Origin of the sequence: Vibrio japonicus (genome assembly GCF_024582835.1) — a bacterium.
GTDB classification, from domain to species: domain Bacteria; phylum Pseudomonadota; class Gammaproteobacteria; order Enterobacterales; family Vibrionaceae; genus Vibrio; species Vibrio japonicus.
Genome location: NZ_CP102096.1, coordinates 1,352,651 through 1,376,630 on the forward strand (window position 1 = coordinate 1,352,651; position 23,980 = coordinate 1,376,630).

The 23,980-nt window shown below is 42.9% G+C and carries 25 protein-coding genes; 13 read left to right on the plus strand and 12 right to left on the minus strand.

From position 1 onward, the window contains the following. Positions 1–5: 5 nt before the first annotated feature. The 4 genes from fdh3B (at position 6) to cobB (ending at position 3,027) form a co-directional block, all read left to right on the plus strand. Positions 6–614 (plus strand): formate dehydrogenase FDH3 subunit beta, encoded by a 609-nt coding sequence (fdh3B, locus tag NP165_RS06395; protein ID WP_257085483.1) that lies wholly within the window; start codon positions 6–8, stop codon positions 612–614. A gap of 14 nt (positions 615–628) precedes the next feature. Then, positions 629–1,672 (plus strand): formate dehydrogenase subunit gamma, encoded by a 1,044-nt coding sequence (locus NP165_RS06400; protein WP_257085484.1) that lies wholly within the window; start codon positions 629–631, stop codon positions 1,670–1,672. Beyond that, positions 1,656–2,072 carry a hypothetical protein gene (locus tag NP165_RS06405; RefSeq protein ID WP_257085485.1) on the plus strand — a complete coding sequence of 139 codons (417 nt, stop codon included), beginning with the start codon at positions 1,656–1,658 and terminating at the stop codon, positions 2,070–2,072. The genes NP165_RS06400 and NP165_RS06405 overlap by 17 nt, the downstream gene beginning before the upstream one ends. Positions 2,073–2,283: 211 nt before the next feature. Beyond that, entirely contained in the window at positions 2,284–3,027 is a 744-nt protein-coding gene (gene cobB, locus NP165_RS06410) for a Sir2 family NAD+-dependent deacetylase (RefSeq protein WP_257085486.1), read from the plus strand. A gap of 65 nt (positions 3,028–3,092) precedes the next feature. Here the strand turns inward: cobB and NP165_RS06415 are convergent, their stop codons facing one another. The 5 genes from NP165_RS06415 to potA form a co-directional block, all read right to left on the minus strand. Then, positions 3,093–4,130 carry an extracellular solute-binding protein gene (locus NP165_RS06415; protein WP_257085487.1) on the minus strand — a complete coding sequence of 346 codons (1,038 nt, stop codon included), beginning with the start codon at positions 4,128–4,130 and terminating at the stop codon, positions 3,093–3,095. A 173-nt stretch (positions 4,131–4,303) separates the two neighbouring features. Next, positions 4,304–5,338 carry an extracellular solute-binding protein gene (locus NP165_RS06420; protein WP_257085488.1) on the minus strand — a complete coding sequence of 345 codons (1,035 nt, stop codon included), beginning with the start codon at positions 5,336–5,338 and terminating at the stop codon, positions 4,304–4,306. Between the two features lie 95 nt (positions 5,339–5,433). Further along, positions 5,434–6,204, minus strand: a complete 771-nt coding sequence (potC, locus tag NP165_RS06425) for a spermidine/putrescine ABC transporter permease PotC (RefSeq protein WP_257085489.1) — start codon at positions 6,202–6,204, stop codon at positions 5,434–5,436. Then, positions 6,204–7,064 carry a spermidine/putrescine ABC transporter permease PotB gene (gene potB / locus NP165_RS06430; protein ID WP_257085490.1) on the minus strand — a complete coding sequence of 287 codons (861 nt, stop codon included), beginning with the start codon at positions 7,062–7,064 and terminating at the stop codon, positions 6,204–6,206. The genes potC and potB overlap by 1 nt, the downstream gene beginning before the upstream one ends. Continuing rightward, complete coding sequence (gene potA, locus NP165_RS06435; protein WP_257085491.1) at positions 7,045–8,178, minus strand: spermidine/putrescine ABC transporter ATP-binding protein PotA; 1,134 nt, start codon at positions 8,176–8,178, stop codon at positions 7,045–7,047. Before potA ends, potB begins: the two co-directional genes overlap by 20 nt. 379 nt (positions 8,179–8,557) lie before the next feature. On the opposite strand from potA, the gene NP165_RS06440 reads away from it, so the two are divergent. Genes NP165_RS06440 through NP165_RS06450 form a run of 3 tightly spaced genes read left to right on the plus strand, consistent with a single transcriptional unit; the run spans position 8,558 to position 10,860 of the window. After that, on the plus strand, positions 8,558–9,367 hold the full coding sequence (locus tag NP165_RS06440) for a DUF2189 domain-containing protein (RefSeq protein ID WP_257085492.1): 810 nt from the start codon (positions 8,558–8,560) through the stop codon (positions 9,365–9,367). After that, a complete protein-coding gene (locus NP165_RS06445; protein WP_257085493.1) occupies positions 9,336–10,187 on the plus strand; it encodes a glucosaminidase domain-containing protein in 852 nt (283 codons plus the stop codon). Before NP165_RS06440 ends, NP165_RS06445 begins: the two co-directional genes overlap by 32 nt. Before the next feature lie 13 nt (positions 10,188–10,200). Further along, positions 10,201–10,860 (plus strand): DUF2987 domain-containing protein, encoded by a 660-nt coding sequence (locus tag NP165_RS06450; RefSeq protein WP_257085494.1) that lies wholly within the window; start codon positions 10,201–10,203, stop codon positions 10,858–10,860. Positions 10,861–10,933: 73 nt separating this feature from the next. Here NP165_RS06450 and NP165_RS06455 read toward each other — a convergent pair whose 3' ends face one another. Next, entirely contained in the window at positions 10,934–11,581 is a 648-nt protein-coding gene (locus NP165_RS06455; protein WP_257085495.1) for a helix-turn-helix transcriptional regulator, read from the minus strand. 286 nt (positions 11,582–11,867) lie between these two features. On the opposite strand from NP165_RS06455, the gene NP165_RS06460 reads away from it, so the two are divergent. The 6 genes from NP165_RS06460 (at position 11,868) to NP165_RS06485 (ending at position 17,717) form a co-directional block, all read left to right on the plus strand. Next, positions 11,868–12,374, plus strand: coding sequence for a hypothetical protein (locus NP165_RS06460; RefSeq protein WP_257085496.1), 507 nt, complete (start codon positions 11,868–11,870; stop codon positions 12,372–12,374). 68 nt (positions 12,375–12,442) lie between these two features. Beyond that, on the plus strand, positions 12,443–12,943 hold the full coding sequence (locus NP165_RS06465) for a hypothetical protein (RefSeq protein ID WP_257085497.1): 501 nt from the start codon (positions 12,443–12,445) through the stop codon (positions 12,941–12,943). Between the two features lie 46 nt (positions 12,944–12,989). Further along, positions 12,990–13,709: a fimbrial biogenesis chaperone gene (locus tag NP165_RS06470; RefSeq protein WP_257085498.1), complete on the plus strand. Its 720-nt coding sequence runs from the start codon at positions 12,990–12,992 to the stop codon at positions 13,707–13,709. Positions 13,710–13,712: 3 nt separating this feature from the next. Continuing rightward, positions 13,713–14,375: a fimbrial biogenesis chaperone gene (locus NP165_RS06475; protein ID WP_257085499.1), complete on the plus strand. Its 663-nt coding sequence runs from the start codon at positions 13,713–13,715 to the stop codon at positions 14,373–14,375. 77 nt (positions 14,376–14,452) lie between these two features. Continuing rightward, complete coding sequence (locus NP165_RS06480; protein ID WP_306439758.1) at positions 14,453–16,846, plus strand: fimbria/pilus outer membrane usher protein; 2,394 nt, start codon at positions 14,453–14,455, stop codon at positions 16,844–16,846. Beyond that, positions 16,836–17,717, plus strand: a complete 882-nt coding sequence (locus tag NP165_RS06485; RefSeq protein WP_257085501.1) for a hypothetical protein — start codon at positions 16,836–16,838, stop codon at positions 17,715–17,717. The genes NP165_RS06480 and NP165_RS06485 overlap by 11 nt, the downstream gene beginning before the upstream one ends. Before the next feature lie 53 nt (positions 17,718–17,770). Here the strand turns inward: NP165_RS06485 and ttcA are convergent, their stop codons facing one another. The 6 genes from ttcA to NP165_RS06515 form a co-directional block, all read right to left on the minus strand. After that, complete coding sequence (gene ttcA, locus NP165_RS06490; protein ID WP_257085502.1) at positions 17,771–18,703, minus strand: tRNA 2-thiocytidine(32) synthetase TtcA; 933 nt, start codon at positions 18,701–18,703, stop codon at positions 17,771–17,773. Between the two features lie 153 nt (positions 18,704–18,856). Next, positions 18,857–19,804 carry a universal stress protein UspE gene (gene uspE, locus NP165_RS06495; protein ID WP_257085503.1) on the minus strand — a complete coding sequence of 316 codons (948 nt, stop codon included), beginning with the start codon at positions 19,802–19,804 and terminating at the stop codon, positions 18,857–18,859. 128 nt (positions 19,805–19,932) lie between these two features. Beyond that, positions 19,933–20,682 (minus strand): fumarate/nitrate reduction transcriptional regulator Fnr, encoded by a 750-nt coding sequence (fnr, locus tag NP165_RS06500; protein WP_257085504.1) that lies wholly within the window; start codon positions 20,680–20,682, stop codon positions 19,933–19,935. A gap of 87 nt (positions 20,683–20,769) precedes the next feature. After that, entirely contained in the window at positions 20,770–21,444 is a 675-nt protein-coding gene (locus tag NP165_RS06505; RefSeq protein WP_257085505.1) for a sulfite exporter TauE/SafE family protein, read from the minus strand. Then, entirely contained in the window at positions 21,441–21,605 is a 165-nt protein-coding gene (gene ccoS, locus NP165_RS06510; RefSeq protein WP_257085506.1) for a cbb3-type cytochrome oxidase assembly protein CcoS, read from the minus strand. Before ccoS ends, NP165_RS06505 begins: the two co-directional genes overlap by 4 nt. Then, complete coding sequence (locus NP165_RS06515; protein ID WP_257085507.1) at positions 21,606–23,978, minus strand: heavy metal translocating P-type ATPase; 2,373 nt, start codon at positions 23,976–23,978, stop codon at positions 21,606–21,608. Positions 23,979–23,980 lie beyond the last annotated feature (2 nt).

Here is a 23,980-nt window from a genome sequence, read left to right on the forward strand (position 1 = left end):
TACTGATGGCTAGAATGAAATTTCTTTGTGACACCAAGCGCTGCATCGAATGTAACGGCTGTGTCACTGCATGTAAGAACGAAAATGATGATGCACTAGAGTGGGGCATTCAGCGTCGCCGCGTGGTAACACTCAACGATGGTGAGGCAGGTGAGAATTCTATCTCTGTTGCGTGTATGCACTGTACCGACGCGCCTTGTATGGCGGTTTGCCCTGCTGACTGTTTTGAACATACTGAAGATGGCATTGTCCTGCACAACAAAGATCTGTGTATTGGGTGTGGTTACTGCCTATTTGCTTGTCCGTTTGGTGCGCCGCAGTTTCCTAAGCAAGCGTCTTTCGGTGAAAGAGGCAAAATGGATAAATGCACTTTCTGCGCCGGCGGCCCTGAAACCGAGCCGGGTAGTTTAGAGGAGAAACAAAAGTACGGTGCGAACCGCATTGCAGAAGGTAAGTTACCGATGTGTGCCTCTCTATGTTCAACGAAAGCGCTGTTAGCGGGTGACGCGGATAAAGTCTCAGACATTTTCCGTCAGCGTGTGGTAGAGCGCGGTGCTGAAGGCGCAGGTTGGACAGACGGTAATGACTTGTCATATGACGCAACGAAAAGCTAATACTGGAGAGAGTCATGTTTTCATTATTTAAACGTGCATCTCTCACAATGCTGTCATTCATGGCAGCATTGCTATTTGCTTTATCGTTGCCAGCGTATGGTGAGCAAAATGAGTCTGATGTTGCACAACGAGAAATCACGCAATTGGCCGGAGCGGATTATTGGCGTCAAGTGCGCCAGGGCGAAGAGGGCTACACGACCTCCCAATTTCCAGAGCACGGTGTATTGATTCGCCAGCCGGGTGAAGCTTGGTACATTTTGAAAGAGAAGTGGATGTCACCAGCAGGGGCTATCGCAATCTTCGGAAGCATTGCTATGGTCGGTCTTGCTTATATTTTCATGGGGCCAATTATGTTAAGTGCCCCAAGGACAGGAAAGCGTATAAAGCGTTGGTCTCGTCTGGATAGAGCAATGCACTGGAGTATGGCTTTCACCTTTTTAACCTTAGGTTTCAGTGGTCTGATGTTGGTTTACGGCAAGCATTTTCTTAAACCTTACATTCCAACGGATCTATGGGGTTTTATCATCATGCTCGCTAAGCAGTACCATAACTATATGGGTCCGATATTCGGTGTGCTGCTGGTCTGTGTTTTGTTGAAGTGGTGGCGTAAATCAGTGTTCACAAAAGTCGATTTCGTTTGGTTTATGAAACTCGGCGGCATGGTAGGTAAGCACAAAGGGTCGCACCCATCGGCGGGTTTCTCGAATGCCGGTGAAAAGGCGCTCTACTGGCTACTTATCGTCGTAGGTAGCGTGGTCGCGGCGAGTGGTTTGGTTCTAGATTTCCCAATCTTTGGGCAAACACGAGGCGACATGGAGCTGTCTAACCTGATCCATATGCTAGCGGCGCTCATCCTCATTTGTGGTTTCATTTTCCATATCTACATTGGTTTGTTTGGGATGGAAGGCGCACTTGAAGGAATGGTAACAGGTGAAGTCGACGAAACGTGGGCCAAAGAACACCACGACCTTTGGTATGAGGAAGTGATGGCGAAGGAACGCGGTGAGGCACCAGCGGAAGAAGCACAAGGAGCTCAAAAGAATGAACAAACCTCATAAAGGTGTTTGGGTTGCGTATATACTCAGCTGTTTGACGCCTTTTACGTGTCTGATATCTGGTGTCATTGCTATTGTTTACGCAGGTTATCGGCTGGATAAAGGTGAAGATGGAGAGGTCTTAGATTCGCATTACTACGGCTTGATTCGTACCTTCTTCCTAAATTTAACCTATTTTGTCGTATTGATTATTACTGTCGCAACCTCTAATGGCGTGTTAGTAGGGGTTAACGATTACTGGTATAAGAACAGTATGCTAGACAGCATCGCCTATTACATTCCTTATGTTGGTATGCTGCTAGGTTTATTCGCGATATTCACTTGGTTTATTCGAATGTATCAAGGGATGACAAAGCTCAAAGACAACCAACCGTTTACCTTCTCGAAAGGTCCAAACCTTTAACTAAGATAGCCCTGAAAGTTCAGGGCTATTTTTTTGTTTGAAGACTTTTTAAATGCGTAACTTTCAATGTTTCTCACCCTGATGGCCCTGTGCAAGTTCACATTACGTAATTAATGAATACGTGCTTTAGACCATTGTCTAATCCTTATGTCTTCTGATGTTATTTACCAAATGCTAAGCTAAGACAAAAGGATTTAAACAAGGACGTAGTATGAAGTTTCCGTATCGTAATGTAGTTGTATTGACAGGTGCTGGTATATCAGCAGAATCAGGAATACAAACTTTCAGGACTCAGGACGGGCTTTGGGAGAATCACCGTATTGAAGATGTTGCGACACCAGAAGGCTTCGCTCGTGATCCCGATTTAGTTCAAGATTTTTATAACCAGCGTCGCCTAAAACTTCAAGAGCCCCACATTGAACCGAATGCTGCACACATCGCTTTGGGGCGTTTAGAGAATGAGTTGGAAGGCACAGTAACCATCATCACTCAAAATATTGATAACCTCCATGAGCGAGGAGGCAGTCACAATGTCATTCACATGCATGGTGAATTGCTTAAAGCTCGCTGTAGTGAATCGAACCAAGTGATTGAAGAGCTGGGCGAGATAAAAACTGGTGATCTTTGTCACTGCTGCCAAATCCCATCTCAATTACGCCCACATGTAGTTTGGTTTGGTGAAATGCCACTGCGCATGGGAGACATCTACGAAGCGTTGGAAAAAGCAGATTTGTTTATTTCTATCGGGACTTCTGGGGTTGTTTACCCCGCGGCGGGGTTTGTTCATGATGCTAGGGCGCGTGGGGCACATACGATAGAAATAAATCTCGAGCCAAGCGCAATAGAGAGTGAATTTGTAGAAAAACGCTATGGTAGAGCAAGCGAGCAGGTTCCTAAGCTGGTTGATGAAATACTGGCGCTGCAAAATCCAGATTCTCAGACTGCCACGGCTTAGCATTACTAATAGGCAAAAAGAAAGCGGCTTCATGCCGCTTTCTTCGTTTATGCTCAAATAACAGATTAGTTGTTCACTTTAAGCTTTTGGAAGTACTCATCGTAAATTACGCTCGCTTCGCCAACTTCATCTTGCCATGTGCCGCTATCCATAACGGATTGCGGTGGGAAAATGCTTGGATCGTTTGCGAACTCTTTTGGTAGCAACTTAACTGCTGAAGCTACTGGAGTAGGGTAACCAATCTCTAAAGCGATTTTAGCGGCATTTTCAGGGCGTAGAAGGAAGTTTATCATCTTATGCGCCGCTTCAACGTTCTTCGCTTCAGCTGGAATGGCTAAGCTGTCCATCCAAAAGATGGCGCCTTTTTCTGGCCAGACGATGTCGATTGAAGCACCTTCTTGGCGAGCCATGTAAGCAGAACCGTTCCAAAGCATACCCAGAGAAACTTCACCCGCTAGGTACGGGTTAGCTGGGAAGTCTGAGTTGAAGACCAATACGTTTGGCATTAGCTTTTTTAGTTCTTCATATGCCGCTTTAATTTCATCTGGGTTGGTCGTGTTTGGTGAATAACCCAGCTTTGTCAGTGCGATGTGGAACACTTCACGGGAGTCATCCATCATCATTAGCTGACCTTCCCATTTGCTATCCCAGAAATCATCCCATTTGGTTACAGATGATTTATCTAGCATGTCTGAGTTAATACCAATGCCTGTTGCACCCCAAATGTATGGAATAGAGAAGTTGTTGTTAGGGTCAAACGGCTTGTTCAGGAAGTTTGTGTCTAGATCGGCAAAGTGTGAAAGTTTGCTCTTATCGATTTGCTGAAGCATGCCTTCTTTGCGCATCTTCGATACGAAATACGTAGACGGTACTACTAAATCGTAGCCAGAACCTTGAGTCTTAAGCTTTGCGTACATGCTTTCGTTAGACTCATAAGTTGAGTAGATAACCTTGATGTCAGTTTCTTTTGTAAAGTCTTCAAGAACTTCATTTGGGATGTATTCAGACCAGTTGTAGAAGTAGAGTTCTTGATCAGCAGCCATTGCAGGTGAAGCGATTAGAGTCGCTGCGCACAGTGCGCTTGCATAGAATTTACTTTTCATTACTTTTCCGTTTTTGTTTTTGCCTAGCCATCAGAGCATCAATCGGGACGAAATATTCTGATTAAGCAGTGGGTTAAGTGCTTGTCGAAAGACAAGCTATACAAAAACTAAAGTATATCAGTCAACAAACAAAATAGGCAGCGAATGCTGCCTATTTTTAAAGTGGGGTCGTTTTATTGACCAGCTTTAAGTTTCAAGAAGTAATCTTCATACTTCACGGTTAAATCGCCCACTGCATCTTGCCACTCAACACGGTCAAGATCTTCTTGAGAAGGGAACAGAGGAGCAACATCTTTAAACTTAGCATTAGACTCAGCAACTGCAGTTAAGTAGCCCGTGTCTGCAGAAATCTGCTCAGCAATTTCTGGGCGTACCAAAAAGTCGATCATCTTGTGTGCAGCATCTACGTTTTTCGCACCAGAAGAAATCGCAAAGTTATCAACCCAGCCGATACCACCTTCTTTAGGGAAGATCAGTTTTAAATTCAGACCTTCTTTTTGTGCTGCTGCTGCGCTACCGTTCCAAAGCATACCTACGCCGACTTCGCCAGACATGTAAGGTGCACCCGGGTTATCCGAGTTAAACACCAATACGTTTGGCATTAGTTTTTGTAGCTCTGCATATGCTTCGTCGATTTGTTTAGGATCGGTAGAGTTACCAGAGTAGCCTAGCTTGCGCAATGCAATATGGAAGACTTCACGAGTATCATCCATCAGCATTAGCTGGCCTTTAAGTTCAGGGTTCCACAAATCGGCCCAGCTCTGGAAGTCATTTGGATCATACATATCCGTGTTTACTGCCAGACCAGTGATTGCGACAACATGTGGAATAGAGTAATCGTTGTTTGGATCGAACGGTTTGTCTAAGTAGTTCGTATCAAGGTTATTGAAGTTTGATAGCTTAGATTTATCGATTTTTTGTAGCATGCCTTCGTCACGCATCTTTGCAACAAAGTAGGTCGATGGCACAACAAGATCATAACCTTCATTATGTGTTTTTAGCTTTGCATACAGCGTTTCGTTCGACTCGTAAGTCGAGTAAATAACTTTGATGCCAGTTTCTTTAGTAAATTGTTCTAGGATATTACTGTTGATGTAAGGCCCCCAGTTCATAAATACTAATTCTTTGTTTTCTTCTGCTGTAACTGAACCAGAGAACAGAGAAAGCGCACATGCACTACCAGCTAATAAAGTAGCCCATTTTTTCATTGACGTTAGCTCCAAACCAAACGTTGCTCATCTTGAGCGTAGATAGTAAAACAGAATGACTTAAGCCATTCTGTTTCGTGTATTTCATGCAGGTTTTATTTCACTTTTTCTTTGGCTAGCAATTGAGAAAGCACGACCAGAATTAATGAAACAACCAACATGACAGTGGCAAGCGCGTTCACCTCTGGTGATATGCCTACCTTCACCATTGAGTAAATCTTCAATGGTAAAATTTCATAAGTTGGACCTGTCACGAATGAACTGATGATTACGTCATCCAGTGAAAGGGTAAAGCTTAATAACCATCCAGCTGCAACAGCCGGCTTCGCCAGTGGAAGAATGATCTGTTTTAAGATAACCCATTCACTCGCGCCTAAGTCTTTCGCGGCTTCCAACATTTTTACGTCAAAACCATTTAAACGACTGTAAACCGTAACCACAACGAAAGGTAAACAGAAGGTGATATGGGCAATCAACAATGTAAAGAAACCCAGCTGAGCACCTAGCACAAGGAACAGCGCAAGTAATGAAATCGCCATAACGATATCTGGTGACATCATCACCACGAAAAGCATACCGTTTACTGCACCTTTACCTTTAAACGTATAACGGAATAGGGCAACTGCCGTAAAGCTACCGATAATTGTAGCTGCTGTTGCTGAAAATACCGCAACATTCAACGAATGCCATGCCGCTTGCATTAAGCTGTCATTGTTCAGTAAGGTTTCATACCACTTGGTCGTGAAACCACCCCATTTCATACCAAACTTGTTGGCGTTAAATGAGTTCACAATTAATACAATGATTGGTAAATACAAAAATGCATACACCAATGTCATAAAGCTAAATCTAACTGTACGTCCCATTAGTCTAGCTCCACTTTCTTGTTCAACAGTTTGCCCGCTCGGTAATAGGCGTAAAGCATAATGGCCATCGCTATCGTGAGGGCGATACTGGTAGCCGCACCAAATGGCCAATCTCGGGCGTTGAGCACTTGGCTCTTAATCACGTTACCAATCAGAAGGTTCTTCGCTCCACCCAATAGGTCAGAGATGTAGAACATACCGAGTGCTGGCAACAATACCAATAAACAACCGCCGATAATGCCCGGCATCGTTAGAGGCAACGTGACTTTAGTAAAGATCTGGAACTTGTTTGCACCTAAATCTTTTGCGGCTTCCACATAGGTGTGGTCCAGTTTTTCTATAGCCGAGTACAATGGAAGAATCATAAATGGCAACAGAATGTAGACTAAACCGATCATCACTGCGGTTTCTGTGTACATCAGGCGGATGGGTTTATCGATGATTTCCATCGCCATTAGAGACTTGTTTAAAATCCCCTGTGTACCCAACACAATTTTCAGTCCGTAAGTACGAATCAGTGAGTTAGTCCAAAAAGGCACAATCACCAAAAACAGCATGATTGGTTGCCACTTTCTCGGCATTTTTGCCACGATGTAGGCAAACGGGTAGCCAATCACTAAACACAATACGGTTGCGACAATCGCCATGTAGAAAGAGTGGATAAGCACTTTTGCATACAGGGGATCGAGTAATCGCAGATAATTATCAAACGTGAACGTTAATTCAATCAGATTCGCTTCATCACGAGTGAGGAAACTGGTGCCAATGATCATCAGGTTTGGAACAAGAACAAAAAGCGTCAGCCAACCAACGACCACAGCAATGATTGTGTTCTGAAGATTAAACTTCTTGTTGATCATTTAGGACTACCTCCCAGCTTTCAACCCAAGTGACCGCCACCTTTTGACCAAGAGAGTGGTCAACATCAGGATCGTCTTCGTTAAAGAATTCGCTCACCATCACACGCATGCCTGACTCTAGCTCGATGACTGAATCCAGAGTCATACCTTTATAGGTACGTTCTGTAACATGGCCAACAATGCCTTTCTGTTCAGATTCTTTAATCTCTTCAATTCTTAGGTCTTCTGGACGAAGCAGTACTTGCAGCTTATCACCCGCTCGCGCTTCTTTGTCGTAGTAAACAACGGACTCAACGCCTTCAAGCTCAGCGCGAATGCGTTTTTCATCTATACGGTCGATCATCGTCGCGTTGAACACATTAATTTCGCCGATGAAGCGGGCGACAAACAGGTTCTTTGGATCTTCGTAGATTTCACGTGGAGAGCCATCTTGCTCAATAACACCATCACGCATCACGATAATGCGGTCAGACATAGAGAGTGCTTCTTCCTGGTCGTGAGTAACAAAGATAAACGTGATACCTAACTGACGCTGTAGCTGTTTTAGCTCAATTTGCATCTGTTTGCGGAGTTTGTAATCCAATGCAGATAGCGACTCATCAAGTAGAAGAACTTTTGGCTTATTAACGACTGCGCGTGCAATCGCAATACGCTGTTGCTGACCACCAGAAAGCTGATGCGGTTTACGCTGCGCCATTTTTTCCAAGCGGACCATGCGCAAGGCTTCCATCACACGTGGTTCAATGTCTGCAGCTGGGACTTTCTGCATACGCAGACCAAAAGCAACGTTGTCAAACACTGTCATGTGCGGGAATAGCGCGTAGCTTTGAAAAACTGTGTTGACGTGCCTATGTTCAGCAGGAATATCCGTTACATTCTGGTCATCAAGGATGATGTCACCCTGATCGACGGTCTCGAAACCAGCAATCATTCTTAAAACGGTGGTTTTTCCACAACCTGATGGGCCAAGAATGGTAAGGAATTCACCATGGTTCACATCAAGGTTAAGATTAGAGATGATTTCCTTACCATCAAAACTTTTGCTGATGCCAGTTAGACGAATAACTGGTTTTCCTGCCTGTTGTTTAGCGTTCAACGTCTGTTTTTCTCCCACATTGGTCAAAGGTTGGTGATTGACCCGCAGTTATATAAAATAGAGGCGCGCATCATAATCACCAAAATAGTGAATTCAAAGTATTTTCTTAACTTGAAACAGAAAAAATTTTGCAGGTAAAAGTAAACATTTCTTACCATACTCGTTCTACAACGGATGTAGACGCAAATCGCACGTAAATTCCATATCTGAGTTAAGATTCTATACCTTATCAATCACGTGTTTTTGTTCAACTATTAATCACATGGACAAGAAAGTGAGGTAATAATCGAGATCTGATTTTAGACTTGGAAACGTTTAAGTATAATGTCACTCAACTACAACGTGACATTTAATCAATAAGCTTGCTTAGTGTGGTTACTAAGCGCTGGATTCAATAATGAATAATGACATAGAGAAAGACTTTAATTTAGGCGGGAGTGTCGAGAGTGCACTTTCAGGAAACTATGAACTGAAAGTAGGTGATGTCCTTAAAGAAGCTTGGAATCATACCATCAAAAACTTCCTTTCATTTTCTCCTGCTATTGTGGCTTTAATCGCCATTCAGCTCGCGATCTTCTACATCGCACTCAAAATGCAGCTTGGTGATCCTTTAGCGATTATTGATGCTTTCACCAGTCCAGAGGCCTTTGATCCGAATATTATCAGCGCCATCATGATCGCAAACTTTAGTTACGAAGTGATAAGCGCGCCTATTTATGCGGGCATTAGTTTAATGGCGATGAGTCATGCAGCAGGCTTAACGACGAAATCTCGCCATATCACCAAGGGGCTTCAATTTACGATTCCAGTCATTCTTGCGACCTTATTCAGTTTGCTGCTTCAGGGAATCGCAGGGATGATACTTCCGTTTCTATCACTGTATCTATCGCTTGCATTCAGTAACTCTATTCTACTGATTTGTGAGAAAAAAGTGCCACCAATGCAATCATTGCTTCTTTCACTTCGCGCAGTAAATAAGAAGATATTTGCGCTTGCGGGTATTTATGCGCTGGTATCACTGATGTTTGTTGTTGGCATGATGTTTTATGGTATAGGACTCATTTTTGTATTGCCGTTTTTCTTCCATGTAAAAGGCGTAATTTACCGCAATATGTTCGGTATTAAGCTAAGAGTTATCGCCTCCGACAACCATAAAGATGATAACGACAGTAACAATGACAAGAATTCACAAATTTTCGATGCATAAAATTGAGTTCATCGTATTAGTTATAGCTGGCGTTATTGCCAGCTTTGCTTTTTTTGAGTACAAGAAAAATTTTGATTCAATTGGCCATCCAACTGGCTCCACAATAAGTGGAATCGCTGCCTCAGATGTCGGTAAAGCGCCAAACTTTGCTTTGATTGAAAACGCGCAGCAAAAGAAACGGGCCTTTTTTGACTACCTAAAGCCAGGAATAGCACTAGAGAATCAACGCGTAATGAAGGAACGACAGCGATTAGAGGCAATGTCTTCTGCGTTTTCACAAGGTCCATTGACGCAAGAACAAACCAACTACGCTAGGTACTTGGGTAATCTGTACAACGTGGAATTGCCAGAGCAAGGTGTTGATGAAGCTTGGTTGGACACCATGTTGCATAGAGTGGATGTGCTGCCTCCGGCCTTGGTTCTTATTCAAGCGGCGAATGAGTCTGCTTGGGGAACCTCTCGATTCGCAACACAAGGCAATAACTATTTTGGCCAGTGGTGTTATGTGAAAGGGTGCGGGTTAGTGCCTCGTAAAAGAAGGTCAGGAATGGATCATGAGGTTGCCAAATTTTCAGCGGTTCAAGAATCGATTAATGGCTATTTCATGAATGTAAACCGAAACGATGCCTATAAAGCGTTACGCGAAACTCGTTATCAACGTTACGTAAACGGAGATAGCCTGATTGATATGGAAGCCGCTTTGCATTTAACCAATGGTTTGCTCAAATACTCTGAGCGAGGTGAGGCATACGTCAACGACATCAAAACGATGATTCGCCATAATAGAACGCTTATAGAAAGCCCAATTCCTAAACAATAAGATTATAAATTCAATGAAGAAACTCTCGTTAGCTATTCTAACAGCCGCCCTAGCAACGACAGCGGCTGTCCCTGTTTACGCTCAAGAATACATGTTTACGTATAGCAAACTCTATACACACATGAAGCAAAATGTAAAAGAAGGGCACGATGACGTAAAAATCGGATTCTTTTTTTTAGACGCCGATACTAAGCAGCTTTGTCCCATTGATAAAGCGTGGATGGAAAAAGAAGAGCATTATGAAGAGCTGAAATCTTCAGATTACAATGAGCTAATTGTTCCGTTAGACAATAATTTGCGTCAGGCAAACCCTTTAGTATTTGTTCAAACTCCACAAGATCGACGTTGTGATTTTTCTATGGTGGTGATGACCATAGAACCGTTTAAAGGTGAAGTCGGTTACCAAGAAATTGAAAAATTGATGCCACAAATGCAGGCCATGCTTGAAGATCTTGGTGGCATGTTTGCAAGCTGGTTTACCCCTAGTGTAGAAGGTGTCACGCTAGAATTTGCGAACAAACTTAATTCAACCATTCAGTTTTCTAATGGCGACGTTAAACAGATCGTGGACGGTAAGGTTCAAATTTCTTTAGCTGAGATTGGCGAGGGTGGGTTTATTCGATTGCCTCAAGAAACAGCACGAGTTCTACCGTACTTACCAAAAGGAAAGTAACCTCAAATAGAGCAAGGCATTTGTATGCCTTGCTAATTCCATTGACGAAAAACCAAGAATCAGCGACGTTTCATTACTGATGTTGTTTTGCAACTTGTATCGCCTCTCTTCGGCTACTGACGTTTAGTTTTTTGTACAATTTATACAGATGTGTTTTGACGGTGCTTTCAGCAATGTGTAGCCGATCTGCAATCTCTAAATTTGAGTGTCCGTGAACTAAGCAATTAAGTATTTGCTTCTCTCGCTTTGTTAAATCACTCACTCCATCCGGTTGAGAAAGTATATAAGGCCTTAATTGATCCAGCATCCGTTCCATTAAACGCCTAGGAAGCCACAGTCCCCCCGCAGTTACTGCCTCTATACACTTAATTAAGTGCTCAATAGGTGCGTCTTCGTAAATCATCCCTTTCATGCACACCCAAGACGACAGTTCTTCATAACTAATCTGTCTAGGTATTCCATAGACAATTAAGCTAACACCTTGGCCATTTGAATATATGTCGTTTATGTGCTTTCCAGTTTTTAAACAAGTAAATGACAGTAAAACTATATCAACATTGTTTTTATCAACTATTTTGTCAATATTATTGGCATTTCCCTTGGTGACGATTAAATTTTCGTTTTTTCTTAGCTCTCGTATTATAAGTTGAGCGTGAAAACTGTTTTTGTCATCTAAAAGAATATGCCATTTGTTTTTGTAAGTCTTTGGCTTAATTCCCATTTAGGACCTCAGCACGATAGTGTAGGGAGTTGGATTATACACCGCATTTTATCTGCGATTGTGTATCTAAATTGATACAAATATTATAATTTATCGATAGAAATGGACTCAATCACAAAAATTCAACTAATTATAATTTTTATTTAGTAAATAGTAAGTTGATTTTTATCGTAATGCGGTACTACTTTTTCTAATACTTATTTCTTGATTACTCCTTATTTCATACTTCTATTTTTTATCAATACGTATAGTTACGAACGAATCAGTAAGACCTGAAGTGTATGGAATGAAACAATTAAGTAAAAAAGATTACTTAGTAGCTTTAATATTGAGTATTTACTTATTATTTCCAGCTAAGGTTCAGGCAAATAACTTGTCGATAGGTATTTCAGGGCATATTAAGACGCGTTGCACTATGGAATTAGTGAACGGTAGTGCTCTGGAACTTTCGGCTAGAAATTTGTCAAGCGCGATTTCATTTGATCTGTTTTGCAATCAGCCACTCAGAATTGCACTGTCTGCAAAACATGGGGGGTTACGAATGAGTCATTCTCCGGATCAAACTGTTGCACCTTACTCTTTAGGATTGGTCATTCCCGATTTAGGAATTAATACGTATTTCTTAAGCCGAGAATTATCCACTCCACGTCTTATTGAAAGCTCTGGCGTTACTCCATTTTCCATCAGAGGAGAAATTAACGTAACGCTGGAAAGGCCTTTGCTCTACGCAGGGGAATACAAGGATGTTGTCGAGATTGATGTGCTTCCTTCAATCAACGACTTCAGCAGATAAGATCACACTTGCATGATTTCACGTCTATGGCGGTATGTAAGCTATTTATAACAATCTAAGGAAATTTTATGAAACAGTTAACCGTTTGCGCAGTTTTGGTATCGAGCACTTTCGCGATGCAAGCGTATGCGAATTCAACGTCTATTCAGGTACGAGCACTGAACCCTTCAGTGTGTGAAATCAGCAGTAATCAGTTACTTCTTGATCTTAAAAATCCGTCTACACAGCAAACCGCTACTGCTAATTTGACGATGAAATGTAATGATTTTAATGGCGCTAAAGTAACCATGATTAGCAGCCAAGGTGGATTAGAAGCAGACGACGGTATCCCAGATGATTACTCACTAAGCTACAAAGCGACGTTTACACCTACTGGGCTTCCATCACTTGAGTTTACGACTCCAGGTGGCAATGGCACGAATAACCTAGAATCAAGTGCAATGTCTTACCCAGGTTCTTTAGATCTTGCTAGTGGTGTTGCAGCAGTTCTTGAAGTAACCAACGTAGACACTGCACCTTGGGCAGGCGGTTACTCTGACACGATCACAATGAATATCACTGCTAACTAATTTAGCTTTATAAATGGAGGCCATATTTGGTCTCCATATTAACTTTATGAGGATTAAAAACGTGTTCAGAACCATTTGTTGCTTAATTTCAATATGTTGTAGCTTGTCTGTACATGCGTATCGTGTAGAGCCTATGGTGTCTGAAATGGAACCATTTGGGAAGAAAGCCCAGATGGTAATGAGGGTAGATAATACGACTACTCAATCACTTACTGTTGAATTACTGCCATTTTCTATGGTTATGGATGAGTACGGTAATGAAACAATTGAGCCAGCGGACGCAGATCTGTTGGTTGTACCTGTCACAGCAGTCATTGAACCCGGAAGATCCCAATCCGTTATGGTTCGATATTTAGGTGAGCCCGCAATAGACGAGTCCAAATCATACCGCGTTTCGGTCAAACAAGTCCAAGTAGACAGAGCAAGCTCTGAGCAAGCAAACGTTGGTCTACTGCTGCAATTCAATACTCTTATAAACATTAAACCTAAGAATACCAACCCACACTTAACCGTGACAAATATAGAGGCTCAGGGTGAAGCGTGGCACATTGAAGTCACCAATTCAGGCAACAGCTATGGCCGGATTAATAAAACAAACTGGAAAGTGAGTGATGGTGTTCAATCGGTAAGTCTCAAAGGCAGTGAGATCGGAAAGCTGATTGACGGCACGCTAGTTCAACCACAAAAGAAACGCATTTTTACTATGAAACCATTGGAAGGGTTTGATCTAAGTTCATTGTCGATTGAAGTGGATTCACTGGAATAAATAATGGCATTACTTAAGATTTTCATTCTTGGGCTGACATTATTAACAACAAGCTATCCGACATATTCAATTATCCTCTCTCCGTCAGTGCTTGAATACAGTGTTAATAGCGGTCGCTCTGCTCAAATTACCGTTGTTAACAATACGACTCAGAAACTACCGTTAGAAACAAGTCTCTTACAGTTGGCGTTTAAAAAGGATGGCAGCTACGGCACCAAAGAGCCTAAAGACGAAAGCCTTATTGTACTTCCTCCAGCAGCGATACTCACGCCCGGCGCTACGCAAGTATTTCGCGTTCAGTGGATTGGGGCTGAACAACTCCCTGAGTCAAAGAGTTACTTCGTCCGTTTTACTCAACCAAGCTTATATTCCAGTGATAGCAGCACTGGAATAGCGTTACAGATCCACTATAACGCGCTGCTGCATGTTTCTTCCGACCAAAATAAGCCAAGCATAGTATTGAACATAGATAATGAAGGGGCCGCTACGTTAGAGAATCAAGGCAGTAAGTACACATATTCGAGTCTATTAGAGTTTTCATCGGCTCATCAACATCAAAAACTCAAACTCAACCTGAAAGAAATGTTTCTTCCTCCCAGAAGTACTTTCCATATTCCAAACTTAGAGGATTTATCTAGTGGGGAATATGTTGGATATGAGCAGTAAAAGACAATTTAGGTTAGAAGTTAATTTTGAAGTATACATACCTTTCCCTTTTAACTCTGTGGTTCTGTGTAACATCCATACAGGCCAGTCAGTCTCAAATAAACGCAACAGGACGTGATATCGAGTTAACCACATTACTAAGAGTAAGTGATAGAGTTGTCGGTGATGTCAATATTACGATTACAGCGGATAATGACATCTTACTCCCGAAAGAATCAACGATTGAAGTATTAAAATCGGTGCTTTCCCGAGAAGCATTGACGAGACTTGAACAACGACAACCCCAAGAAACGCTTTCCCAGAGTGATTTTGAGTCTATCGGTTTGGGTTTTACTTTTGACTATTCAACATTCGAATGTGTCATCTCTATCCCGTCTCATCTTGCTCTTACACAAAACATCAGTTTAATCCCCGCAGATTCTAGCTCTAACTATTTAGAGCCAGAACTTATTAGTGGTTATATAAACGTAAACTTGTCCGGTAACGAGGCAAGAGCACAAAGTAAGAAAACACAACGTGAATATCACCATCGATTAGAGTCAGCGGTTAACTTTGGCGCAGCAAGCTTGGAGTATGAGTCGTCCTACCATCATACAGTCGGTGAAAATTCACTGTATTTCCGTGAAGGAACTCGTTTGAATTTTGATATTCCCAACCAGGGAACACGCTTGGTCCTAGGGGATATGTATAACGCGGGTAAATCTTTTCAAGATGGCGCTGATATATTGGGTATTGGCCTAACACGAGATTTCAGCTTAATACCGACGAAGAATGTTAGACCCAAAGCGGCAAGATCTTTTGTATTAACACGGACTTCAGACGTCAATGTCGTCGTCGATGGTATCGTTGTCCAACGCCTGACGTTAAATGCGGGTAGCTATAGCCTCAATGATATCCCGATTGCGCAAGGCAACAACGAAATCGAGCTAATCATCTCGGACTCAACAGGTAAAGAGGAACGGATTAATTTCTCTGTAGCGACAGGAAATGGGTTGCTTGATAGTGGGGAATACGAATATAGCTTAATGGTCGGCGTCCCCAAGGAAATTAACAATAATCAAAACGATTATCTCACCGATCAGAAGATCGTCCATGGGTATTTAGATTTCGGGCTGACATCTTCTATGACGATTGGGGTGAATGCTCAAAGTAGGGAGGATGTGTATCAATATGGTAGTTCAGTTGTCTACGCCTTCCCTTTTGGGGTTACTGAACTCTCTGTGACACAAAGTCAACATCCTGACTTAAAGTCAGGCCATGCTTATCGCTTTGCGTTTGACGCTGCATTCGAAGATAGCGGTCAAGCTTCACCACAAATGAGTTTGATATACGAGCAGCAAACACCGGACTTTGTAGGTATTAGTGAATATGGTTCAACAAATTATCCCGTAAACTTAACTAACCATTATGTAGCGTTATTTGGTTCGGTGTCGGTAGGTCCATCGCTTAGAGCCTCTATAAATACCACTTTTAGTTCGGGTGTGGTCTCAACTAACGATTACTGGTCAGTCAGTCCAAGCTTAACGGGTTATTTGTTTGATACCCCGGTGAGTTGGAGCACAAGAGTCAACTACAAAAAGTATCTCGATGGTGATGATGATTTTGCTACTTCATTTACGTTGAATTGGCCTCTTGGTCAAAATATACGTTCAGTAGGACGCTACTCTAGTGAGAGAAAGCAGGGAACATTAGATGTTTCCTACCAAAATGATGTTGGAAGTGCAGGTGGTATATCCGCATATGCGTCTATGAATACCGATGAAAGTACAGATAGCAATGTCAATGCTGGGGCGACATACACCGGAAATCGCTTCCGTGCGTTGTTTGACCACAATACAAGAGTCGAAGATATCGACGAGGGCGCACAGACACATAATACCCGCTTAGAAGTTGCAAGTGCATTGGCGTTTTCTGGACGTTCATTTTCGGTAGGGCGGCCAGTCGGAGACGCGTTTGCGATCATAGAAAAACACGCAAGTTTGTCTGGCAATAACATTGCGATAGATCCCGAACAAAACAGCCAAAATGCGAGAGTATTCCTAACTTCAAACCAAAGTATTTTGCTGCCTGATTTAGTTGCCTATAACGGCCAGATAGTCGGTTATGACGTCGAAAATTTAAGGCCGGGATATGACTTAGGAGATGGCGCTTTTTGGCTGAACCCTGGATACAAGCAAGGCTTCAGGCTGAAAATAGGCTCAGACTCCGTTCTTACAGTAATGGGTACATTACGTTATCGAACGACAAATGAGCCGATCCCCCTAATCGCAGGAACAGCGTGGTATTTAGGTGAAGAAGAACAAGCACCCGTCGAATTCTTTACCAGTCGAACAGGGCGATTTGCTTTATCAGGCGTTCGGCCTGGGCAATACCGGCTTGCTTTAGACACAAATGAACAACAGGCTATAAACATAACGCTAGATGAAGGTAGCGACGTACTTATTATGCTCGGAGATTTATATGTGGATTAACACGATGATTACTCGATGTATTCTACCCACGTTACTAACCCTTGTTTCACTCTCTACGCATGCAATGTGTCATTTAAACAGGCTGAGTATTGAGCCACTTTCTGTGCCATCAAACTATGATGTATTTTCAGCCAGTAAAATCGCGTTGGTACAAACTTATCGTTTAAAAGCAGATATAACTGGGGAAGAGTGTCAATTTGACCTTAAAATTGGTACGCGTAATAGAGCAAATTTTTTAGCTAATGAACACCGTAATATGTTGCGGTTTGAATGGCATAGCAAGATCGGATATCAGCGAGCGAACCAATGGGATATGACGCTAACAACAGAAAAACCTGAGGCTACTATCCAATTGAAATATCCGAGTAATCAGTGGATGAAAGCTGGTACATTTATTGGTGAACTGGAGGTGTCACTTAAGAGTAACGATGTTGCGACGAGCACGTTACTGACTTCTGAAGAAGTGAAGGTTGTCGTACCTCCAAGCACCAAAATACAATTTTATGGTTTATCCCAAAGACATTATGAGTTGGACCTTGGGGAGCTATCCAGCAACAAATCCATCGACATGGGGCCAAAACTTTGGGTCGAAAGTAATACTCACTATAGGGTGTCTGTGGAGTCTATGAACCTGGGTGCCTTGCGTCACCAGTCGCAGGAAAAACGGTGGGATATTAATTATCGAATGTATCTAAACAACAAAAATATAGATATCAACAACGCTATTGCATTTTGGGATGGTATTTATTCTGAATCTGGCCGTTCAATCCCTATAAAGTTTGTCGTTGGTGATACGCAGAATAAACCAGCAGGCATTTACAGAGACGAGTTACAAATATCCATAGAGCCACACATAACAAATCAACATTAGCACAAACACAAAGGGTCGCACTTGTAGCGACCCTTTTGATTCTATTCACTGAGTTAAATGTTGGTCACACTTAACTGAAGGCTTGGGTCAAACTCTTGGACCAAATCTTCATCTTGTATATCTTGCTTTGGCATTTCTTCTTTGTCGAAGCCGATATCACCGCCATTAATTACACCAGAGTCTTTGTCAATGGACTTAAAGTCAAACAATTCAAAGTCGGCTAGGTGGCTAGGAACCACATTTTGCATCGCTCGGAACATTGTCTCGATACGTCCAGGGAATCGCTTGTCCCAATCGTTCAACATTTGCTTAATGTTCTGACGCTGTAGGTTTGGCTGAGAACCACATAAGTTACATGGAATAATAGGGTACTCGCGCATTTCTGAGTACTTAATGATGTCTTTCTCACGGCAGTATGCCAGTGGGCGAATCACAACATGTTCACCATTGTCTGAAACGAGTTTAGGTGGCATGCCTTTCATCTTGCCGCCGTGGAACATATTTAGGAAAAGTGTTTCCAGAATATCATCACGGTGGTGCCCTAGCGCGATTTTTGTTGCTCCAAGCTCCTTAGCTGTGCGATACAAAATGCCACGGCGTAAACGAGAACATAGAGAACATGTTGTTTTGCCTTCTGGAACCTTATCTAACACGATGGAGTATGTGTCTTCTTCTACGATCTTGTATTCAACACCGAGTGTTTCCAGATATTCAGGAAGAACATGCTCTGGGAATCCTGGCTGTTTCTGATCAAGGTTTACCGCAACAATGGAGAAAGAGATAGGAGCACTCTTTTGCAAACTCATCAGAATATCAAGCATCGTGAAGCTATCTTTGCCGCCAGATAAACACACCATGATGCGATCGCCATCTTCAATCATATTGAAGTCTTGGATAGCTTGGCCTGTATTGCGACGAATGCGTTTTTGTAGCTTGTTAAAGTTGTATTGTTGAGCTTTAGTACGCTCTTGAATTTGCTCTGTCATTAGCTTGCGGTCTTAATCAGTCTTCAAAACAAAATGAAGTGCGTATGATACGGATAAATAGCGCAGATACCAGATCTAATCGACGAAGTTAATAAAAATCCCTGCTCTACGAAAAGTAGCAGGGATTTGTTAGAAGATTTATAGTGCTAAACTTTAGATAGCCGTTTTTGGATCGAGAGGGCTGATATACCCTTGAGGTTTTAATGCCAGAACGTCGCAATTGATCTTATCAATGACATGTTCCGCTGTGTTACCAATAAACACCGCTGAAAGCCCTGTTCTACCAGTCGTACCAATGATAACCATCGCCGCATTCACGCGCTCAGCAACTTCAGGAATCACATCTTCTGGGAGACCTTGCTCGACGATGGTTTGCTCGTCGTCATAACCATGTTTTTGGCGTAGCGCTTTCATTGCAGTTAAGTGATGACCACGGACAGCATCAGTATATGTAGCGGGGTCAAACTCAGGCAGTTCTATAGTGATATTGGCTGGAGTGACAGGGTAGGCATTGACCAAGTATGGGGTTGCACCTAAACGCTCGGTTAGGCTTTTCAATTGTTCCACCATACTATCGTTTAGACCAAGATGCGTTTCGTTTTCAGAGCCGACATGAACCGAAGCAATAATACTTGAGTTTTCAGGCCATTTGGCATTCTTTACAAGAAGTACAGGGCAAGGACACTTACGCAGTAGATGCCAGTCGGTAGGTGTAAAGATAACTGACTCAAGCACATCATGTTTCCTTGTGCCCTTAATAAGGATGTCATGCTCGCCAGAAAATACTTCCGCAATAATCGCCTCATATGGACGGTTATGCCAAACCACACGGACTTCGAAATTCACACCCTCTACCAGATACTCTGATGCAATTTTCTGCATCCATTTTTCTCTTTGACCAATCACTCCACGACGCATTGCATCACGCTCATCAACCGAGAGCATAGAAGTCATGTCGTAGGAAAAATCATAAATAGAGAGGAAAAATGTGACGTGGCTAGGTGAGCGACTTTGGGCGGCAAGCTGCATTGCACGGGCTAAAGCGGGCTGTTCATCTTTATTAATGTCAGCAACAACTAAGATTTTATTATAGATACTCATATTTGCTCCTTAAACATGAGGAGGGCTTACGATTACTGTAGCTTAGTTCTGGAAAGAGTTTTAGGAAAATGTGCGAGGGGAACTGAGAAGTATGATGTAGCTCAATATGAGCTACATCATTGATGTTACTAAGATTCTGAAGATACGCCAGCTAATTCCATCAGGGCGCTATGGTCAATAATTGTAATGTATTTACCTTTGACACTCAGGATCTCAGCTTTCTGAAAGCGGCCAAGAAGACGAGAAATGGTTTCAACAGTAAGGCCTAAGTAGTTACCAATATCGCCACGAGTCATGGTCAATCGGAATTCACGAGGACTAAAGCCACGTTGAGAAATACGAGTAGAAAGGTTATACAAAAATGCTGCAAGGCGTTCTTCTGCGTTCTTTTTCGATAGCAGGAGGATCATCTCTTGATCGCCTTTGATTTCGTTACTCATCAAACGCATGATCTGCTGGCGAAGTTTTGGCATTCTACCTGATAAGTCATCGAGAGTTTCATAAGGAATCTCACAAACCATAGCGGTTTCCAATGCCTGAGCAAAACTTGGGTGAGTATCTTCGGTAATGGCGTCAAAACCAACCAAATCTCCAGCGAGGTGGAAAGCAGTTATCTGCTCATCACCTTGTTCTGTGATGGTGTAACTTTTTATCGTTCCAGAACGAATGGCATAAAGTGATTTAAGCTCATCACCCGCCTTGAAGAGCTCTTGCCCTTTCTGGATTGGCTTCTTGCGCTCAATAATTTGATCGAGTTGATCTAATTCTGACTCGTTAAGAGTAAATGGAATACAAAGCTGACTGATACTACAGTCTTGGCAATGGATAGCACAGCCACCCGATTGGATACGCTTTGTTGCAGGTTTTTCAGAAATCATAACAACCTTTCACTATTTGATATACATCAATATTTTAGCACCCCTTAGACTTAAAGGGTAGTGCAAAAAAAAGGGCACAAAAGCACCCTAATAAGTTATTGATAAGATGGAAATTGCGCCATAACCGGTATACAGGCCATAAAGCAATAAAGCGGTCGCTGCTACATGACGAAACATCGTATTGTTTTGGAGCTTATATAAAGAGCCAGCGGAGTGGCCTACGAGTAACATGGCAGGTAAGGTGCCAAGCCCAAACGCTAACATGACTGAAGCACCGTTTAACGCATTGCCCGACACGGCAGACCAAGTGAGCGTTGAATAAACAAGGCCGCACGGTAACCAGCCCCAAATGAATCCAAAAGGAATAGCATAAACAGGGCGTCTTAATGGTAGGAGTGAACGGCCTGCAGGTGAAATACCTCGCCAGATGACTTGCCCCAGCTTTTCTATATAAAGCAGCCCATGCCACCAACGACCGATATAACAGGCTAGCAGAATCATAAACACAGCAGCGGTAATTCTTAGCCAAACTAAAACATTATTAAGCTGGCTTACTTCTGAAATAGAAGATACAGCACCACCGACCATACCACCTATGAGAGCATAACTTGATAGACGACCTAAGTTATAGAATAAAGGAGTCAGTTTGGATGGATTGGCTTGTCCCATGGTCAGCATTGAGGCAATACCACCGCACATTCCCATGCAGTGGCCTGCACCCACAAGGCCAATAAAAAACGCGCCAATCCAGTCTGGTGTCATTTTTTATCTTTCTCTTTTTGCTCGTCTTCATCGAACAAAATGTTGTGGCCTTGTCGTTCTAAGTCTTCGAATTGTTCACTTTTTACCGCCCAGAGGAAAATGGCAGCCGCGACGCAAACAAGCACGATCGCAATAGGGATGAGAATATACAAACTTTCCATCTATTTACCTTGTTCCTTAAGCAAACGAAGAGAGTTAGATACTACAATAATCGAGCTTGCAGACATACCCACAACAGCAAAATAAGGGGCGACTAACCCAGCAACAGCAAGTGGAAGAATGAAAACATTGTACCCCAAAGACCAAGCTAGGTTTTCACGGATAATCTTACGCGTTTGTAGGGCAAGTTTTCTTGCATCCAAAATACGTTCTAAGTGATCACCCAAGAGCACCATGTCTGCGGATGCTTTAGCAACATCGGCGCCACCACCCATCGCTATTGATAAATGAGCGCCGGCTAATGTTGGGGCATCGTTGATGCCGTCACCAATCATCATAGTGACATCGCTGATATCGACATTCTTTAAGTAGTTCAGTTTATCTTGCGGCTTAGCTGCTGCTACGACCTTGTCGATACCAATTTCAGAAGCAACACTATCGGCGTTCATCTGAGAATCACCAGTAAGTAGAGTGACTTTGATGCCTTCTTGCTTAAATCGCTCAATAAACGATTTTGCTTCTTTTCGGATAGGATCTTGATACTTGAAGGTTGCGATATGGACATCGTCGATTGACAAGTAGACTGAATTAGGTTCAGCAGTGGCACCTTTGCCTAAAACAAACGAAGAACTGCCAATTTTGGCAACTTTACCTTCATACACACCTTGAATGCCCGAGCCAATGATATTTTCAACATCATTCACCGACACCTGTTGGTCTGAGTACGTTTTAAATGCTCGTGCAATTGGGTGGTTGGCGTGAGATTCCAATGCAGCGGCAATAGCAAGGCTCTTCTCTTCTGAGTAGATAGATGGTGTAGCTACGTTACTAATAACGATGTCACCGTGTGTCAGTGTGCCTGTCTTATCAATGATAAGGTGGTTAACTTTACACAAGGTTTCAAACACATGACTTTTTCGCAGCAAAATACCGTAGTTGCCCATACGAGATGTCGCACAAGTGAGCGCCGTAGGTGTTGCCAGAGACAGTGCACAAGGGCAAGTCGCGACCAAAACGGAAAGCATAATCCAAAACGCGTCATCAGGGCGAGTCTGATGCCAGAAGAACCAAGTCCCAGCCGAAATCACAAGAATAATGGCTACGAAGTAGCGCGCTACAACATCCGCAATTTCTGCAATTTTAGGTTTGGATAGCTGAGCTTCATCTTGAAGGCGAACAATGTTAGAAATCATCGAATCCGCTTTAGACGAGGTAACTTCAAGCTCGAAGGACTCTTCTCCATTCAATGTCCCAGCATAAACGTGGTCATCAATCGTTTTCACTACTGGAACAGATTCGCCAGTCAACATGGACTCATCGATGTGTACACGCCCAGAGATGATTTTGCCATCTGCGGGAATATGTTCACCGGGTAACACTCGGATCTGATCGCCCAGTGTAAGAGTCTTCACTGGCACTTGTTCGCCATCTAGCTTTGTAGCAATGGCGGGAATGAGTTTCAGTAGGTTACCACTCGCCGCCGCCGCTTTTCTTCTTGCACGCATTTCCAAGAAACGTCCAACCAATAAGAAGAAAGCAAACATGGAAATCGATTCAAAGAAAACTTCGCCTTGTTCCGTCACCGTGGCGACCAAACTGGCAAAGTAGGCAAAGATCATCGCAAGTGATACGGGCACATCCATTCCCAGCGTTCGGCTGCGAAGACTGCGCCAAGCGTTAATATAGAATGGCAGAGCAGAGTAGAGCATGACTGGTGTGGCAAAAATCAAACTCACCCAGCGGAAGTAGTTTTTGAATTCAGGTTCGAGATCGCCAAATACCTCCAGATACAGCGCCACAGCCAACATCATCACCTGCATGGTCGCTAGTCCAGCGATGCCTAAACGATAAAGATACTGCTTCATCTGCTGATGATAAGACGCCTCTTGCTTATCAGCTTCAAAAGGGGCTGCGGTGTAACCGAGTTGGTGGATAGACGAGAGTAGCTCGCTTAGCCTTGTTTTACTTTTATCCCAAGCGAGAATGGCTCGGTTTGTTGTCGTGTTAACACGAATCGATAACACCCCCGGCTTCTGGGAAACTTGTTTTTCAATCAGCCAGGCACAAGCGGCACAAGATACACCATCTAGTGACAATGTCACTTCCGAGCGTTCATCTGAGTTTCTTACGAACTCTGACTGAACTTCTTCATTGTCATAGTGGATTAACGCCTGAAGCTGCTCAGGAACCAGATCGGCTTTTTCTGCCGGCGCAGTCCGGTATTGGTAATAGGAGACAAGACCACTATCTACAATAGTTTGTGCCACCGTTTCACACCCGGGACAACACATGCCCCGAACTTCACCAAGGATTTCAACTTTAAAATCCGTGTTGACTGGTACTTCTTCACCGCAGTGATAACACGACTTACACATAG